The sequence below is a fragment of the Clostridium sp. CS001 genome, from assembly GCF_020443565.1.
Taxonomy (GTDB): domain Bacteria; phylum Bacillota; class Clostridia; order Clostridiales; family Clostridiaceae; genus Clostridium_AD.
The window spans coordinates 83,442-100,707 of sequence record NZ_JAIZZN010000008.1; the positions used below are offsets into that span (position 1 = coordinate 83,442).

General features: G+C 32.3%; 14 protein-coding genes. 12 read left to right on the forward strand and 2 right to left on the reverse strand.

Annotated features, from left to right (window positions below):
• Nucleotides 1–70: 70 nt before the first annotated feature.
• From LGK97_RS07590 to LGK97_RS07640, 11 genes are all read left to right on the forward strand, one after another.
• A complete protein-coding gene (locus tag LGK97_RS07590) occupies nucleotides 71–721 on the forward strand; it encodes an amino acid ABC transporter permease (protein WP_226259154.1) in 651 nt (216 codons plus the stop codon).
• Nucleotides 714–1,436 carry an amino acid ABC transporter ATP-binding protein gene (locus LGK97_RS07595; protein WP_226259155.1) on the forward strand — a complete coding sequence of 241 codons (723 nt, stop codon included), beginning with the start codon at nucleotides 714–716 and terminating at the stop codon, nucleotides 1,434–1,436. Before LGK97_RS07590 ends, LGK97_RS07595 begins: the two co-directional genes overlap by 8 nt.
• Nucleotides 1,437–1,661: 225 nt before the next feature.
• Nucleotides 1,662–3,293, forward strand: a complete 1,632-nt coding sequence (locus LGK97_RS07600) for a S41 family peptidase (RefSeq protein ID WP_226259156.1) — start codon at nucleotides 1,662–1,664, stop codon at nucleotides 3,291–3,293.
• Between the two features lie 459 nt (nucleotides 3,294–3,752).
• Nucleotides 3,753–5,465, forward strand: coding sequence for an ABC transporter substrate-binding protein (locus LGK97_RS07605; protein WP_226259157.1), 1,713 nt, complete (start codon nucleotides 3,753–3,755; stop codon nucleotides 5,463–5,465).
• A gap of 78 nt (nucleotides 5,466–5,543) precedes the next feature.
• Nucleotides 5,544–6,506, forward strand: coding sequence for an ABC transporter permease (locus LGK97_RS07610; RefSeq protein ID WP_226259158.1), 963 nt, complete (start codon nucleotides 5,544–5,546; stop codon nucleotides 6,504–6,506).
• Between the two features lie 11 nt (nucleotides 6,507–6,517).
• Nucleotides 6,518–7,435, forward strand: a complete 918-nt coding sequence (gene opp4C / locus LGK97_RS07615) for an oligopeptide ABC transporter permease (protein WP_226259159.1) — start codon at nucleotides 6,518–6,520, stop codon at nucleotides 7,433–7,435.
• A gap of 10 nt (nucleotides 7,436–7,445) precedes the next feature.
• Nucleotides 7,446–8,423 (forward strand): ABC transporter ATP-binding protein, encoded by a 978-nt coding sequence (locus tag LGK97_RS07620; protein WP_226259160.1) that lies wholly within the window; start codon nucleotides 7,446–7,448, stop codon nucleotides 8,421–8,423.
• The gene (locus tag LGK97_RS07625; protein ID WP_226259161.1) at nucleotides 8,424–9,389 is read left to right on the forward strand and encodes an ABC transporter ATP-binding protein; all 966 of its coding nucleotides are present in this window, start codon (nucleotides 8,424–8,426) and stop codon (nucleotides 9,387–9,389) included.
• An 86-nt stretch (nucleotides 9,390–9,475) separates the two neighbouring features.
• Complete coding sequence (locus tag LGK97_RS07630; protein WP_226259162.1) at nucleotides 9,476–9,664, forward strand: hypothetical protein; 189 nt, start codon at nucleotides 9,476–9,478, stop codon at nucleotides 9,662–9,664.
• Between the two features lie 154 nt (nucleotides 9,665–9,818).
• On the forward strand, nucleotides 9,819–11,762 hold the full coding sequence (locus LGK97_RS07635; RefSeq protein ID WP_226259163.1) for an ABC-F family ATP-binding cassette domain-containing protein: 1,944 nt from the start codon (nucleotides 9,819–9,821) through the stop codon (nucleotides 11,760–11,762).
• Between the two features lie 95 nt (nucleotides 11,763–11,857).
• Entirely contained in the window at nucleotides 11,858–14,224 is a 2,367-nt protein-coding gene (locus LGK97_RS07640) for an ATP-dependent DNA helicase (protein ID WP_226259164.1), read from the forward strand.
• Between the two features lie 549 nt (nucleotides 14,225–14,773).
• On the opposite strand, the gene LGK97_RS07645 is transcribed toward LGK97_RS07640, so the two are convergent.
• Nucleotides 14,774–16,030 (reverse strand): MFS transporter, encoded by a 1,257-nt coding sequence (locus LGK97_RS07645; protein ID WP_226259165.1) that lies wholly within the window; start codon nucleotides 16,028–16,030, stop codon nucleotides 14,774–14,776.
• Between the two features lie 57 nt (nucleotides 16,031–16,087).
• A complete protein-coding gene (locus tag LGK97_RS07650) occupies nucleotides 16,088–16,543 on the reverse strand; it encodes a MarR family winged helix-turn-helix transcriptional regulator (RefSeq protein ID WP_226259166.1) in 456 nt (151 codons plus the stop codon).
• A gap of 291 nt (nucleotides 16,544–16,834) precedes the next feature.
• On the opposite strand from LGK97_RS07650, the gene LGK97_RS07655 reads away from it, so the two are divergent.
• Entirely contained in the window at nucleotides 16,835–17,251 is a 417-nt protein-coding gene (locus tag LGK97_RS07655; RefSeq protein ID WP_226259167.1) for a hypothetical protein, read from the forward strand.
• Nucleotides 17,252–17,266 lie beyond the last annotated feature (15 nt).

Sequence of the window (17,266 nt, forward strand, 5' to 3'; positions counted from 1 at the left end):
AGTATAGTGAATAGATATTTTAAAGATACTAAAGACAATAAAATCATTTAAGTTATAGGGAGAATAGAGTATGGATTTTTCATTTTTAAGCCAATATTACATGTTTTTTATAAATGGTGCTAAGTTTACGTTAATAATTGCATTTTTCTCAGTACTTTTAGGAGTTATAGGTGGGACTATTTTTGCATTAATGAAAATATCCAGAAATGTGATTTTAAACATGATTGCATCAACATATGTTGAAATTATTAGGGGAACTCCACTTCTGGTTCAATTATATATTATTTTTTATGGGTTACCTTATATCGGAATAGAACTACCGGATATGGCAGCAGGTATTTTTGCACTTTCTATTAATAGTTCAGCTTATGTAGCTGAAATTATCCGTGGTGGTATAAATGCTATTGATAAGGGACAAATGGAAGCTGCTAGGTCGCTAGGTATGTCATATAATAGGGCTATGCTAAATATTATAATTCCTCAGGCAGTTAAGAATATAATACCTGTGCTAGGAAATGAATTTATAGTAATCATTAAGGAGTCTTCTATAGTTTCGGTAATAGGAATTCATGAGTTATCTTATAATGCAGATACGGTAAGAGGAAATATATTCAAACCTTTTGAACCATTACTAGTTTCAGCTTTTATATACTTTATTATGACATTTACACTTTCAAAGTTTATGAAACGTGTTGAAGAGAGGATGAATATTAATGATTAAAGTTTGCAACTTAAAAAAAAGTTTTGGGAAATTAGAAGTGCTTAAAGGCATTGATCTTCATGTGGAAAAAGGAGAAGTTATGGTAGTTATTGGACCTAGTGGTTCTGGTAAAAGCACATTTTTAAGGTGCCTTAACTTACTTGAACAGCCTACTTCTGGTGAAATATATTTTCAAGAGGTTTCAATAACGAGTAAACATAATAATATTGATGCACAAAGGCAAAAGATGGGCATGGTATTTCAGCAATTTAATTTATTTCCACATATGACAATATTAGAAAATATAACCTTTTCACCAATAAAGGTTAAAAAAATCTCAAAAGAAACTGCAGAAAAACTAGCTTTTGAACTTCTTAAAAAGGTTGGACTTAGCGATAAAGCTGATAGTTACCCAGCGCAATTATCAGGAGGACAGAAACAAAGGATTGCAATTATAAGAGCTCTTGCAATGAAACCAGATGTAATGCTTTTTGATGAACCAACCTCTGCTTTAGATCCTGAAATGGTAGGAGAAGTGCTTGAAGTTATGAAGGACTTAGCTATGGAAGGGATGACTATGATAGTTGTAACTCATGAAATGGGATTTGCTAAAGAAGTAGGAAGCAGAGTAATATTTATGGATGATGGAGCTATTTTAGAAGACGGAACCCCTAAAGAAGTCTTTAATAACCCCACTAATCAGCGAACAAAGGAATTTTTAGCAAAAGTTTTATAAAAACTATATATATAATTAAAAAGGTGACCTCTGCATTGTTGGCAGAGGTCATTTTTTATATTACTTTGGTATCTAAATTTAATTTGCGAACATTAATAATGTAGCACCTATCTTAAGAAAAAACTTAATCATTTACTTAGTATAATTTCCTGTAGTATTATAGAGTTACAACTATTGATTAATTTGTGAGAATCATAATAATATCAGTTGATAAGGGGGAAATATATGAGAAAACAATCTTTTAAAAAGGTGAACAAGTTTCAAAGAGTATTAAGCATATTCTTAATATTGTTATTTCTAAATCCTATATATACAAAAGTACAAGCCCAGCCTAGTATACTTGAAGAAGGTAGGATAGTTTTAAAAAACAATTACGTAAACACAGTGTCAGACTATGTATTAGGTGCAACAGATTTAAATGAAATGATTAAGAGGCTTAATGACCCTTATTCAGATTATTTTACAAAGCAGGAGTATTCAGAGTTTATAGATAGTATAAACAATACATTTTATGGAATAGGTGTTGGTATTGATATAGTTCCACAAGGTGTTAGGGTAACTAAGGTTTTTGAGAATTCTCCAGCATTTGAGGCTGAACTTAAACCGGGAGATATTATTGTACAAGCAGCTAACAAGAACTTAGCCGGTCTTTCTTCTGAGGAGGCAACAAAATATATAAAGGGTGAAGCTGGTAGCTATGTGAAAATAGTAGTGCATAGAAATACGGAAATACTTGATTTTAATATTCAACGTAGAGAAATAAAAGTGGCAACAGTGACAAGTGAAATGCAAGCAGGGAAAGCAGCATATATATCTATTTCATCTTTTGGAGGGGAGACTTCTGATTTGTTTTCTGCAGAATTAAAGAAAATGGAGGGATTAGGAGCTAATAGCTACATTATAGATCTTAGAAATAATGGTGGTGGATATATGAGTGCAGCGTTAGATATAGCGGGTCATTTTATCGGCAATTCTACTGCGATTACCGTGGAGGATAAATCACAAAGTAAGTTAAAATATAAAGCTGTTGATCATGGAAAAGTAATAGATAAACCTGTTATATTTTTGATAAATGAGTATTCTGCTAGTGCATCAGAAATATTAGCAGCTGCTGTTAAGGACTATAATAAAGCTGTTTTTGTAGGCACAACAACCTATGGAAAGGGTGTTGCACAACAAATGTTCTCATTGTCTGATGGTAGCTTCCTTAAGATTACCACTGAGAAATTTTTCTCGCCATATGGAAATATAATCCATAAGACTGGTGTATTTCCCGATTTTGAAGTTAAGGATAAAGGAATTGACTCCTTGAAGGTCGCTAACCTGCTTTTGAGTGGTACAAGCTTACAGGAAGATAAAAGAGGATATATGAGAATTGACCTAGATGGAAGAGAATTTTATATTAATCTTGAAGTGGCTAGAAGTGAGGAATATTGGAATACATATACTTACATACTGAGTAAAAGTATTACTGATAATGCCTACTTAGGAACTAATCAGGGATGGAGAAAAGCAACTAAAGAAGAGTTAACTAATGGGAGAATTCATCTCTTTTATAATTACAAGGTTTTAAGTGATTTAAAAAAGGATATAAATGCAGATAAACATTTTAAGATTAACTTTAACGGACCTGTGGATTTGTCAAGTATAAGGTCACAAGGAATTGAACTTATAGCTGAGGATACTGGAAAAAGGATTGCAATAAAATTAGAGGTTAATAATAATACAGTTATTGCAACGCCAATAGAGCAACTAGAAAAAGGGCGAACATACTATGTAGTAGTTAATGATAATATATGCAATGCAAATGGAAATAAAATAAAACAAGGCACTTTAATTAAGTATTTAGTACCATAAAGTAACAAGTTATCGTTAAAAGTTTTATTAAATTCTAAAATTTAAAAAAAATATATAAAGCTAAATATCTAAATATGAAAGACACACAATTTTTTTTGAAATTGTGTGTCTTTTTTTATTAGTCAGGAGACAGCTTGTGGATGTGGATAAAATCTATATGCGCTAGAGGTTGTCACTTTTGCCACGTGCCACGTGGGTGGCACTTAAACCTAAAATAAAAATTAAATGCATAACGGTAAGAGTTCAGAATATTATAAGAATGCTCATAATTCTACAAAACACTAAAAAATCAGAAGGAAATAGAAGTCGAAGAAAAAATATTGCAATATGTAGAATAAATACTATAATTTAGTCAAGGTGCAATAATGTTGAATTATATAATTAGTGAAACATATAATTATATAGAAGACTTATATTCAAGCCTCAAAAGTACTTATAAAATAAAAGGGGGAAAAAACATTGAAAAGAAAAATTACTGGTTTTTTAAGTTTAGCTATGTCAATGACTCTACTATTTTCGGGGTGTGGTAAAGGCGGTCTTGGTGAAGGAAATAAGGATTTAAAAGCATCAGAAGTTATAGCTTCTGTAAGTCCAGAAAAAGTACCAAATACAGCAAAGAATAGAAAAGATACTTTGATTATTGGATTTACGGCACCAGAGGGAAAATTCAATCCTATATATTCAAGTTCAGTAGATGATAGCTATGTTACTGACTTAGTATTTGAAGGGTTAATGTCAAATGATGTACAAGGTAATCCTATAGGGCTTGTAGCTAAGAAATGGAGTATTTCAGAGGATAATAAAACATATACTTTCACTTTAAACAAAGGTATTAAATTTAGTAATGGAGAAGAATTAACTGCAAAGGATGTGGAATTTTCTTATACAGCTATCTGTGACCCAAAATATGATGGATCAAGAGCAGATTCAGTAGATAAATTGGTTGGGTACGCGGAATATAACAAAGGCGATGCTAAAACTGTTGAAGGCATAAAGGTTATAGATGACTATACAATTTCATTTACATTAACGGAAGTTAAAGCTCCGGCACTGGGTGCTGATTTTGGATATGGAATCATGTGTAAGAACTATTATGGATTTGAAAAAGGTGATACAAAAAAATTAAAAGATTTATTTTTAAAACCAATGGGCGCGGGTCCATATATTTTCAAGGATTACAAGGCAGGTCAAGAAGCTGACTTTGAGAAAAACCCTAATTATTGGGCTGGGGAACCTAAAATTAATAAACTAATACTTAAGGTTACTAATGCTCAGACAGCTATCCAATCTTTATCCGCTGGTGAAGTAGATATTGATAGAATTGCAACATCACCAGAGAATATTCAAATGTTAAAAACTGCTGGATTTATAGACATGCAACTTTATCCAGGGAATGGATATGGATATATGGGCTTAAACATTAAGGATGAAAAGTTTAAAGATGTGAAAGTACGCCAAGCACTTACTTATGGATTAAATAGAAAAGGATTTATAGATGCTAGATATAAAGGATATGCTGAGATTTGCAATGCTCCAGTGTCACAAGTCTCTTGGGCATATACAGATGATATAAAGAAATATGAATATAGTCCTGAAAAAGCAAATCAATTATTAGAAGAAGCAGGATGGCTTAAAAAAGATGATGGCTTTAGATATAAAGATGGTAAGAAATTTGAAATTCATTGGATGACTTATCAAGGAAGTAAATACGTTGAAATGTTAATTCCAATAGTAAAAGAGAATTGGAAGGCTATAGGAATAGATGTTATTCCTGAATTAATGGAATTCAACACTTTATGTACAAAAGTTTATGATGAGCAAAAATTTGAAATGTTTAATATGTCTTGGAGTTTAAGTATTGATCCGGACCCATCAGGAATATTCTCAGCTAAACAAGCAGAACTTGGTGGATATAATCCAGGAAATTGGACAAATCCAGAAAGTGAAAAATTAATGGCAGATGCTCTTAAGACTACAGATCAGAAAGAAAGAAAGAAGTTATATGATCAGTGGTTTAAACTTTTCACAGAGGAAGTTCCATATGTTTTATTAGATCAAAGTAAAGAGATGTGGGCTGTAAGCTCAAGGGTTAAAGGGATAAGCTTATCACCATATATTAAGTTTACTCAACAAATTGTAAAGGCAGAATTAACTGAACCTAAGGCTAAATAGGTAAACAAAACTTAAATTATATTAATATATTTTACTATGCTTGGCTATGCCAAGCGTAGTTTATAAAGGGGGATTATCATGAGGCAGTATATAACTAGAAGATTGCTGCAAATGATACCAGTTTTAATAGGGGTATCTATACTAATATTTTTTATAGTGCAGTTAGCGCCAGGTGATGCATTAACAGGCAAAATGGATAAAGGATTAACGCCAGCAAGAAAACAAGAATTAAGACACCAAATGGGTCTAGATCTACCAATGCCACAGCAATACCTTAGATGGGCAGGTGGAGTTCTTAAGGGGGATTTTGGCGAATCCACTAACTTTAAGCAACCAGTAGGAAAGGTTATGAACACGTATATGTGGAATTCCTTTTACCTAGCTATACTTTCATTAATACTAAGTGTATTAATTTCTATACCCATCGGAGTAATTTCTGCTACTAAACAGTATTCAAGATTTGATGGATTTTTTACCGTATTTGCCCTGATAGGCATTTCAATGCCCTCTTTCTTTTTTGGAATGCTTCTCATAAAAATATTTGCGGTAGATTTGCAAGTATTGCCAGTTACCGGCATGACAACGGCAGGAAGTGTAGCAACAGGTCTTTCCTATGGACTAGATGTAGCTCGTCATATGATACTACCGCTAATTGTGCTTACTTTAGGCAGCGTGGCAGGTCTTATGAGATATACAAGATCTAGCATGCTAGAGGTAATAAGGCAGGATTACATAAGAACTGCTAGGGCTAAGGGGCTTAAGGAAAAAGTAGTGATATATAAACATGCTCTTAGAAACGGAATGATTCCTGTTATTACATTACTTGGATTTTGGCTTCCTGGATTATTTTCTGGAGCTTTCATTACGGAAAGCATCTTTGGTTGGCCTGGTATAGGACCCATAGGAATTGCAGCAGTAAGTGGACGAGATTACCCGCTGCTCATGGGAATAAATATCTTATTTGCAGTGTTAACCTTAGTTGGAAACTTAATTGCAGATGTTACTTATGCCGTAGTTGATCCGAGAATAAGGCTAAAATAGGAGGTGTAAAAATGGAACTAGAAGTAAAACCAAATGTGAAGAAGGTTAAAAGAGAAGAGATTTTGAGTCCTTGGAAGATAATAAGAAAAAGATTAAAGAAAAATAAACTAGCTATGTTTGGAATGTATATACTTCTGTTTATGGTACTGATGGCTGCGTTTGGTCCAATAATATCACCTTATAAAATGGAAACCATAGACCTACTTAATGTATCAGCATCTCCATCTTTTAAACATATTTTGGGCACAGATGATATAGGAAGAGATGTCTTAACAAGGGTTATGTATGGAGGGAGAATATCTCTTACAGTGGGAGTACTAGCTGTACTTGTAGAAGTGTTAATTGGAAGTATATTAGGTGGGATAGCAGGATTCTATGGTGGAATAGTAGATAGCATAATAATGAGAGTAGTTGATATATTTCTATCTTTTCCGGGGCTTCCACTACTTATAATGCTAGCAGCAGTAATGTCAGATTTAAAGGTACCTCCACAGTATAGGATGTACGTAGTTATGTTTATCATAGGTATACTTGGATGGCCGGGTCTTTGCCGTATTGTTCGAGGACAAATACTATCTCTTAGGGAGCAGGAATTTATGCAGGCGGCAGAAGCTTTAGGTCTTAAAGATAGTCGAAAAATATTTAGTCATTTACTACCAAATACTTACGCGTCTATAATAGTTTCAGCTACTTTAGGTATAGGTGGTGCAATCCTAACAGAATCAGCATTGAGTTTTTTAGGGCTAGGAGTTACTCCGCCTACACCATCTTGGGGTCAAATGGTTCAGTCAGTTAACAATGCATATATATTACAATTCCAACCTTGGATTTGGGCGCCTCCTGGAATATGCATTTTCTTAACGGTAATGGGCATAAATTTATTTGGTGATGGACTTCGCGATGCCATTGATCCAAAACTAAAGGTTTAGGAGGCATAATATGAGCAAAAATTTAGTTGAAATAAAAAATTTAAAAACCCATTTTTATACAGAGGATGGAGTTGTAAAAGCTGTTGATGATGTAAGTTTTAACATTAAACATGGTGAAATAATAGGTGTTGTAGGAGAATCAGGTTGCGGTAAAAGTGTTACAGCTATGTCCATAATGAGATTAATTCCGTCACCACCAGGGAAAATAATTGCTGGTGAAATTCTATTTGAAGATAAAAATGTATTAGAACTCAAGGATGAGGAAATGAGAGCCATAAGAGGTAATGATATTGCTGTAATATTTCAAGAGCCTATGACCTCCTTAAACCCTATATTTACTATAGGGTACCAAATAGAAGAAGTAATTTTGCTACATCAAAAATCAAGTAAGGATGAAGCTAAGAAAAAGGCAGTAGAGATGTTAAAGTTAGTTGGGGTACCAAGAGCAGAAGAGATAGTGGAATGTTATCCACATGAGCTTAGTGGAGGGATGAGGCAAAGAGCAATGATTGCAATGGCAGTGTCTTGTAATCCAAAGCTTTTAATAGCAGATGAGCCAACTACAGCACTGGATGTAACAATTCAAGCTCAAATACTTGATATTATGAAGGATTTAAAGAAAAAGCTTAATACTTCAATAATGCTTATAACTCATGACCTTGGAGTAATAGCTGAGATGGCAGAATATGTAGTGGTCATGTACGCTGGTAAGGTTATTGAGGAAGCACCTGTAATTGAGATATTTAAGAATCCTATGCATCCATATACTGAAGGTTTAATGAAGTCTAAACCATCACTAGATAAAGATGTGGATAGATTGTACTCAATACCTGGACAAGTTCCAAACCCAATTAATATGCCAGAAGAATGTTATTTTTGTGCAAGGTGCTCAAAGGCTATGGATATTTGTAGAAAGCAGCAACCAACTATTAGAGAGATAAAACCAGGACATAAGGTAGCTTGCTTTTTATATGAGGAGGGGAAATAAGTGGGTGATGCAATAGTTAGAGCCGAGAATTTAAAAACATATTTTCCTATTAGAGGTGGAATACTTCAAAAGACTGTAGGTTATGTTAAAGCTGTAGATGGAGTATCTTTATCTATAAATAAGGGAGAAACATTGGGCTTGGTTGGTGAATCGGGATGTGGTAAAACTACAGTTGGTAGAACACTTCTAAGACTTTTAAATAAAACAGAAGGTGATGTATATTTTAAAGATCAAAATGTATTTGATTTATCAAAAAAGGATTTAAGAAAGATAAGACCTCAAATGCAGATAATTTTTCAAGATCCATATAGCTCTCTTAATCCAAGACTTACTATAGGACAAATAGTTGGAGAGGCACTTTTAGACCATGATTTATTACCTAAGAGTGAAATCGCTGCTAGAGTTCAACAGGTGCTGGAGATTTGTGGTCTTGCGTCTTATCATATAAGAAGATATCCACATGAATTCTCAGGTGGACAAAGGCAGAGAATAGGAATAGCAAGAGCCCTTATATTAAATCCTGAATTTATAGTTGCAGATGAGCCAGTATCAGCACTAGATGTGTCAATTCAATCTCAAATAGTAAATTTAATGTGTGATCTTCAAGAGAAAATGGGATTTTCATATTTATTTATTTCACATGATTTAAGTGTAGTAAAGCATATTAGTCATAGAATAGGGGTTATGTACCTGGGATCTTTGGTGGAACTGGCACCAAAAAATGAATTGTATAATAATCCTCTTCATCCATATACAAAGGCATTATTATCTGCTGTACCATTACCAGATCCCACATTAAAGCGAGAACGGATTATTTTGCAGGGAGATATTCCAAGCCCTGCAAATCCACCACCTGGCTGTAAGTTTCATACTAGGTGCCAATATGCTATGGAAAGGTGCCAAAATGAATGTCCGCAGTATAAAGATGTAGGCGGAGAACATTTTGTAGCTTGTCACCTTGTATAGGATAATGATTTAGGTATATGAAAATAGAATAATAAATACAGTAATTTGTTATTCTATTTATATGAATCTGGCGAAAGGGGATAAATATGGGGAAAAGGAAAGGATTAGAAATCATAAAATCTAAGAATGTGCAGTGTGATGAAGCAGTGGGTTTTAAGGATATTGTAGCTATTACTATAGCTCAATTTCAAATACTAATGCCTATAATGATTGGAGCCGCTGTAGTTATGGGTTTATTGTTATTCATTATAATGAAGATATGGATTGTAAATTGATAATAACTAATTAATAATAATAAAGAACGCTAGAATTTGCTAGGGTTCTTTATTAATTTTAACAACATCAAAGATGATGATTTAACTATCCCTTATCTACTTATTTGGGTATAATTAAGGTGTAGTGTTATTACACAAAAAGGATGGTATATATATGAATTTGTTAACGATAGAAGAAGTGAGTAAAAGCTATAGTGAGAAAATACTCATTAATAAGGTATCACTAGGTATAAGTGAAGGAGATAAAATTGGATTGCTTGGAGTTAATGGTACAGGGAAATCCACTTTTTTAAAAATAATAGCTGGTCTTGAAGTTCCGGATGAGGGAAGAATTTTAAAGGGCAGCATGGTAAATATAGAATATCTACCTCAGAACCCAGAGTTTGATCCAGATGCTACAGTACTAGAGCAGATTTTTAAAAGTGATACTGACATTATGAAGGTTATAAGAGAATATGAAGCTGTTATAGAAGATTTGCATGAAAATCCAGAAGATGAAATGCTTCAAAAGTCCTTAATGCACCTTAATAATAAAATGGATGCAATTAACGGATGGCAAGTTCAAAGTGAAGCTAAAACTATACTGACCAGGCTTGGTATAACAAATTTCAAGGAGAAGGTAGGAAACCTTTCTGGTGGACAAAGAAAGAGAGTAGCGCTGTGTAGTGCATTAATAACACCTTCTGATTTGTTAATTTTAGATGAGCCTACAAACCATATGGATAATAAAATAATAGATTGGTTAGAGAACTTTATAAAAAATAGAAAAGGCGCTGTGCTCATGGTTACACATGACAGATATTTTCTTGATAGGATAACCAATAAGATTCTTGAACTTGATGGGGGTAATTTATATAGCTATCAAGGTAACTATAGCACATTCTTAGAAAAAAAAGTTGAAAGAATGGCATTAGTGGATGCACTTGAGAGGAAGAGGCAGAGCTTATTTAAAAAGGAACTGGCATGGATAAGGCGGGGAGCAAAAGCTAGAACTACAAAGCAAAAGGCCAGAATTGACCGCTTTGAGGAGCTTCAAGAGAGTAAAGTTGACATTTCAAAGGAAAAGTTAGAGTTATCATCAGTATCTACAAGACTTGGCAAAAAGGTTATTAATGTGGATAAAATTTATAAAGCTTTTGGTGAGAAAAAATTAATTTCAGACTTTAGTCATGTGTTTACTAAGGGTGACAAAGTGGGTATTATAGGGCCTAATGGTATTGGAAAGTCTACACTTATGAATATCTTAAGTGGAAGTATAAGCCAAGATGAGGGGCTTATAGAATGGGGAGAAACAGTAAAACTCGGCTATTTTAATCAAGAAAACGGTGCTATGGATGAAAATATGAGGGCTATTGATTATATTAAAGAAGGAGCAGAATATATATCAACAGGAAATGGGGAAAAGATTACGGCTTCCCAAATGCTAGAGCGATTCTTATTCGATGGAACTACCCAGTGGTCCTTTATTTCTAAATTATCTGGAGGAGAAAAAAGAAGATTATACCTGCTAAGAATTCTTATGGAAGCTCCAAATGTACTATTTTTAGATGAGCCAACCAATGATTTTGATATTGAAACCTTAGCAGTACTGGAGGATTATTTAGATGAATTTAATGGGGTGGTTATAACTGTATCACATGATAGATACTTTTTAGATAGAGTTTCGGAAAAAATATTTAGTTTTGAGGGAAATGAAAAAATAATTCAACATGTAGGAAATTATTCTGAGTATAAGGAGTATATAGAAAAAAACTTAGATATATTAAGTGATGTAAGCGTAGATATTAAAGATGATAAAACAAGCAATAACGAAAATAAAAAGGGTAAAAGTGACAATGAAGATAAAAAGAATAAGCCGCTAAAATTTACTTATAAGGAACAAAAGGAACATGAAGAAATTGATGGTGTAATCGAGAAAAAAGAAATAGAACTTCAAGAAATCGACAAAAAGATTAATGCTGGAAGTAGTGATTTTGAATACCTACAAAAGCTAGTGGAAGAGCAGAAGAATGTTCAAGATGAAATAGAACATCTAATGGAGCGCTGGGCATATTTAAATGAATTAGAAGAACAAATTATGATGCAGAGAAGTAACTAAATTTTATGTACTACAATTCCATTTAGTCACATGAAAATAAATAGACCAGGTACAATTTTGTTATTTTCATGTGACTTATCAAAAGAGGTAAACTTATGGGGAAAAATAAAGATATAAAAATATCTGTGCGTAACTTGGTTGAATTTGTACTTCGCTCTGGGGACTTGGATATGAGATTTATGGGAAGTAATAGAGCAGTAGAAGGTACTAAAGCGCATCAGAAGTTGCAAAAGGAAAACAGAGAGAGGTATTCTATAATATTTGGAGAGGAATACTTATCTGAAGTAAGCTTAAGACATAAAGTAGAGCAAAATGGAGGCACAATTGTAATCGAGGGTCGTGCTGATGGCATTCTAATAAAAGATAAAGTGGTCACAATAGATGAAATAAAAACAGTTACTAAGGATTTAGAGCTGCTTTGTGAGGATTATAATAGCCTTCACTGGGCTCAAGCCAAATGCTATGCATATATATATGGGGTACAAAATAATCTTAAACAGGTTAATGTTCAATTGACTTACTACGAGATAAGTACTGAAAAGGTTAAGCAGTTCATTAAGGTTTTTTCTATTGAGCAGCTTCAAGATTTTTTTGACGAAATTATTTTTAGTTATTTCACATGGGCAAATATTACTAAAGAGTGGAATGAAGAGAGAGATGATACCATAAAAGACTTGAAATTTCCTTTTGACAATTATAGAGCCGGGCAAAGAGAACTTGCAGTTTCTGTATACAAGACTGTGGAAAAGCAAAAGAAAATATTTGTGCAAGCACCCACTGGAATAGGTAAAACTATATCTACCTTGTTTCCTACAATTAAAGCTCTGGGAGAGGGATATACTTCTAAAATCTTTTACCTAACAGCTAAAACTATAACAAGACAAGTTGCAGAGGATGCTTTTGAAAAAATGAAAGAAGCTGGACTTAAATTTAAGACTATAACAATAACAGCAAAGGATAAAGTATGTTTTAGTAAAGGGAGTGCCTGTAACCCGGAACAATGTAAATTTGCAAAAGGACATTTCGACAGGGTTAATGAAGCTTTACTCGATGTCTTAAAAAATGAAACTACATTTAGTAGGGAAATAATTGAAACTTATTCTAATAAGTATAATATATGTCCATTTGAATTTTCCTTGGATTTAACTTTATGGTCTGACTGTGTTATATGTGATTATAATTATGCATTTGATCCTAGGGTTTATTTAAAGAGGTTCTTTGTGGATAACAGTGGGGACTACACCTTCTTGGTAGACGAAGCTCATAATTTGGTAGACAGAGCTAGGGAAATGTTTTCTGCGCAGATTCATAAAAAACCACTTTTGCAATTGAAAAGAGATATAAAAGGCAAGGATGATAAAATATACAAAGCTATAAGTAAACTAAACACCTTTATGGTTAATATGAAAAAGATGTGTAGCGAAGATGGATACTATAAACAGAATTTAGATCCCAAAGATATATATAGTATTCTTAATAATGTTACTAAATTATTAGAAGTATGGCTCACTAAAAATGAAAAGTCAGAGATATATGATAATTTTTTAGAATTGTACTTTAATTCTTTGAGTTTTATGCGAATAGCTGAGTTTTATGACGATAAATATGTAACCTATGTAGAAAGTATAGAAGATGACGTTGTGTTAAAAATATTTTGCCTGGACCCATCTAAGCTTTTAAAAGAAGCATCCCAAAGAGCCAAGTCTGTTGTGTATTTCTCTGCAACGTTACTACCATTATTGTACTTCAAAGAAATTTTGGGTGGGGAGAAGGAAGATTATCACTTAACCTTAGAGTCGCCATTTGACACAAAGAATCTTAATCTAATGATAGCTAATGATATTTCTACTAAATACAAATATAGAGAGAATAGCTATGAAAAGATAGTGGAGTACGTATATTCTGTAGTAAGCAGTAAGAAGGGGAACTATATGGTGTTTTTTCCTTCCTATAAGTACATGAATGAAGTTTGTAATTTGTTTGTGTGTAAATACCCACACATTAAATTAAGTATTCAAACTAATTTTATGACAGAAGAGGATAGGGAAGCTTTTTTACAAAGTTTTAATGATGACCAAAATAATGACGTTTTAGGTTTTGGAGTTCTAGGTGGCATATTTTCAGAAGGCATTGATTTAAAAGGTGACAAATTGATTGGTGTAATAATAATTGGTGTAGGACTTCCTATGATTTGCTTTGAAAGGGAAATTATTAAAGAATACTATGATAATAAAAGCAATTGTGGTTATGAGTATTCTTATATGTACCCAGGTATGAATAAAGTACTACAGGCTGCAGGGAGAGTGATTAGAACCGAGGAGGATAGAGGGACTGTACTCTTAATAGATGATAGATTTCTTCACCAAAGATACAAAAGGCTATTCCCGAGGGCTTGGGATTACTACGAAAAAGTAAATAATCATACTGAGGCAAAAAAACGGGTTTGGGAATTTTTCAAATAATAGATTATAAATATAAACAATATTAAAAACCTTGAGCAATTGCTCAAGGTTTTATATTTAAGTAATTAAAATCTAGCTATAGAATACTTTTGGGGGGGATAAAGGAAAGGAAACTAATTATTTTTAATTGCTACGAATACATCTATATCGATTTCTGCATATACAAGTACAATAAATTTTATTTTTACTAGTACATATGTTGCAACTGATAATCATGAATATTACTAAAAATATAAGATATAAGTAGTTTCCTTTTTATCTTTTGTTTTTGGGACAATATAATCTTTATTAGATTATGTCGAAATAAGTTTAATCTTTTGTGATGGTTTCGATAATGTGTTTCGACTTATTTCTTAATATAATAATAACAACAATAACACAAATAGTCAATAGAATTTTTTAAATTTTAATATAAATATGAACTAAAATGAAAAAATAAAGAGTTTCGACAAAAGAGGGCAAATATGGAATGAACATTCTGCAATTTATGCAATTGGCTAAATAATTTAAAAAGATAAGTATGTATTTTTACAAATAAAAAAATAACTCCTAGTTTAGACTAGGAGTTATTTTTTTATTTCTGATAAAGAAAGCAATGCTACCAATGAATCTAAAGAAAGCTGAAGAACATAAAGCAAAATAAATACTTGTGTGACTAAGAATAAAATCTCCTAGGGTGGGTGCTAAAAATAATGTAATGCTCGTTAAAGTTACATGAACCCCAATATATAAGATTCTATTTTTGGATGGTGTTACTTCTAAAAGTAATGTAAGTAATGCAGTGATAGTGCCAGAAGTAAAAAATCCTGTAATTAACCCTGTTACTGTAATTATGTATAGATTTGGAGACAATGCGAAAAGTATTGGAGTTGCTGCCATTCCAAGGGTAGCAGTAGACATAACAAAGGAGTTACCCTTTTTATGAATTAGTCTTTTCCAGTAACCAAAACTGAAAAACATTACTATAGCAGAGGTTATACTAAGGATTGTAAGCCACCATTCATCTGCACCTAAGTATTTTATTTGATAAATATTAAATAATGGCCACCCCATTTGCCAGCCAAAATGAAAAAGCAACGAGCAAACAAGAAAAATTTTAAATTGCTTATTTGAAAATATCTCTGAAAATGATTCCTTTAAGTTTATATTTAATTTAGTAGAACAAGAGGTTTCCTTAATTTTGCTAAAGGTATATATTTCAAACAAGCCAATAATAAAGGCTAATACAAAAAATATTTGATATACCTTAATAATGTTATCCCCTGAACTTCCAAAGTTTTTAAGTACTATACCTATTATGTATGCACTAATAATCTGAGCTAATGTAGAGAATTTATTTCTAGCCGATATTGCTGTAGGCTGAATATCGCTTGGAAAGATATCACCGGAAAAACTTTGTAGTGCTGTTGCTGATACAGATTCAGGAAAATTCATTAAACTAGATAGAATTACAAAAGACATAGGTTGCATTGCACTTGGTAAGAGGGGAATAAAGGCAAAGGATAAGACAAATAGCCTACTACCTAAAAAAAACCTCATCATATTCCTTTTCTTATCACTTGTATTGCTCATCATAATTAGACCAGGTATTGTAACAAATACAGCTATTAGACCAGGTAGGGAGGTGGATAGAGAGACATGTGATTCAGTTCCACCTAGCCTAAATATAAATTTGGCGGCAAACGGCTTGTACAAATTTACTACTATGTTAAACAGTATTCCATTTAAAACATAGTACCTAATATTATGCTCTTGAATGGAAAGTTCCCGCCTATTACTAAAAAGTCCCCTTAATACATCTATCATGATTACACCTCTAAATTCATATATAGTTGTTAATATTGCAGTATCGCAGGTGATGATTTAATTATCACCAGAACAAAATGAAGAATTATATACTACGTCTAAATATTTAATGAATTCTATTCTATCATTAGAATCTATTGATTTTAATGCTTCATTCACAAATTTACATCTTTCATCTAGCACCTTATCAATAATATCGTAACCCTTTTTTAAAACACTTACCCTAACTACTCTTCTATCTTTAATATCTCGTGTTCGCTCTACAAGTCCACTACTTTCCATTCTATCGACTAAATCAGTTATAGTACTAGGAGCTTGGAAAAGTTTTAAACTAAGATCACTTATTGTTAATTCTCCATTGTGTATTAGATATTGAAGAGCGTCAAATTGTGGAGGAGTAATTTTATAATCATCAAGAATTGTTCTACCCCTTTTTTTAATACCAAAACATACCTTTCTTAATAAAAATTCAATTTTTACTATATGTTCATCATAATCTTTATTATTATCCATATTTTAGCCCACTTTCAGTTAGTTTTAGTACAAAATAATTAGTAATTATTTTGTTACTTATAACGAAAATTATATATTTCGTCTCACGAATAATTATATACTCTAATGTTTAGCAAGTCAATTAAATAAATACTTATATGTATTTATTATGTAGAGTTATTTTGAGTATGTTTTACAGAAAGTTAATAATGATTTAAGCTTTATCATGCTAGAATATGATATAAGATTAAAAGGATACTTAAATAGTAATAATTGATTTCTAGCTAGGAAGTAATAGGAGGAATTGCATAAATGTATGGTAAATTTTCTAGAATATTTTATGGGTGGGATAGATTTTCAAAAACAACAATAATCCTAGGGATGTTATTTTTAATAACTGGGTATGCATGGGCGTTAGGCGTAGCACTTATCATTTATTCAATTTTGAGAAACAAATCAACAAATGTAAGAGGGCGAGATAACCAAAAGTTTGTTTTTGAAAATATGGAGAGAAATTTTTATTATAAAATCAGTGATTTTAAGCAAAGGTTGAAATTAAATAATATTAAAATTACAAAGAGTAAGTTTTTTAAAAAATTAAATGAAAAAAGAAAGTATATAGTTACTAATTGCCCTAAATGTTCGCAAAAGTTAAGATTGCCAAGGGGAAAGGGTAAAATTATTGTAACTTGCTCAAAATGTTGCAGTGAATTTAGATTAAGGACATAAAAACAAATAAAATGG

Coding starts and splice junctions, on each gene's coding strand:
- LGK97_RS07590 (WP_226259154.1), top strand. CDS start 71: ATGGATTTTTCATTTTTAAGCCAATATTACATGTTTTTTATAAATGGT.
- LGK97_RS07595 (WP_226259155.1), top strand. CDS start 714: ATGATTAAAGTTTGCAACTTAAAAAAAAGTTTTGGGAAATTAGAAGTG.
- LGK97_RS07600 (WP_226259156.1), top strand. CDS start 1,662: ATGAGAAAACAATCTTTTAAAAAGGTGAACAAGTTTCAAAGAGTATTA.
- LGK97_RS07610 (WP_226259158.1), top strand. CDS start 5,544: ATGAGGCAGTATATAACTAGAAGATTGCTGCAAATGATACCAGTTTTA.
- opp4C (WP_226259159.1), top strand. CDS start 6,518: ATGGAACTAGAAGTAAAACCAAATGTGAAGAAGGTTAAAAGAGAAGAG.
- LGK97_RS07620 (WP_226259160.1), top strand. CDS start 7,446: ATGAGCAAAAATTTAGTTGAAATAAAAAATTTAAAAACCCATTTTTAT.
- LGK97_RS07630 (WP_226259162.1), top strand. CDS start 9,476: ATGGGGAAAAGGAAAGGATTAGAAATCATAAAATCTAAGAATGTGCAG.
- LGK97_RS07635 (WP_226259163.1), top strand. CDS start 9,819: ATGAATTTGTTAACGATAGAAGAAGTGAGTAAAAGCTATAGTGAGAAA.
- LGK97_RS07640 (WP_226259164.1), top strand. CDS start 11,858: ATGGGGAAAAATAAAGATATAAAAATATCTGTGCGTAACTTGGTTGAA.
- LGK97_RS07645 (WP_226259165.1), bottom strand. CDS start 16,030: ATGATAGATGTATTAAGGGGACTTTTTAGTAATAGGCGGGAACTTTCC.
- LGK97_RS07650 (WP_226259166.1), bottom strand. CDS start 16,543: ATGGATAATAATAAAGATTATGATGAACATATAGTAAAAATTGAATTT.
- LGK97_RS07655 (WP_226259167.1), top strand. CDS start 16,835: ATGTATGGTAAATTTTCTAGAATATTTTATGGGTGGGATAGATTTTCA.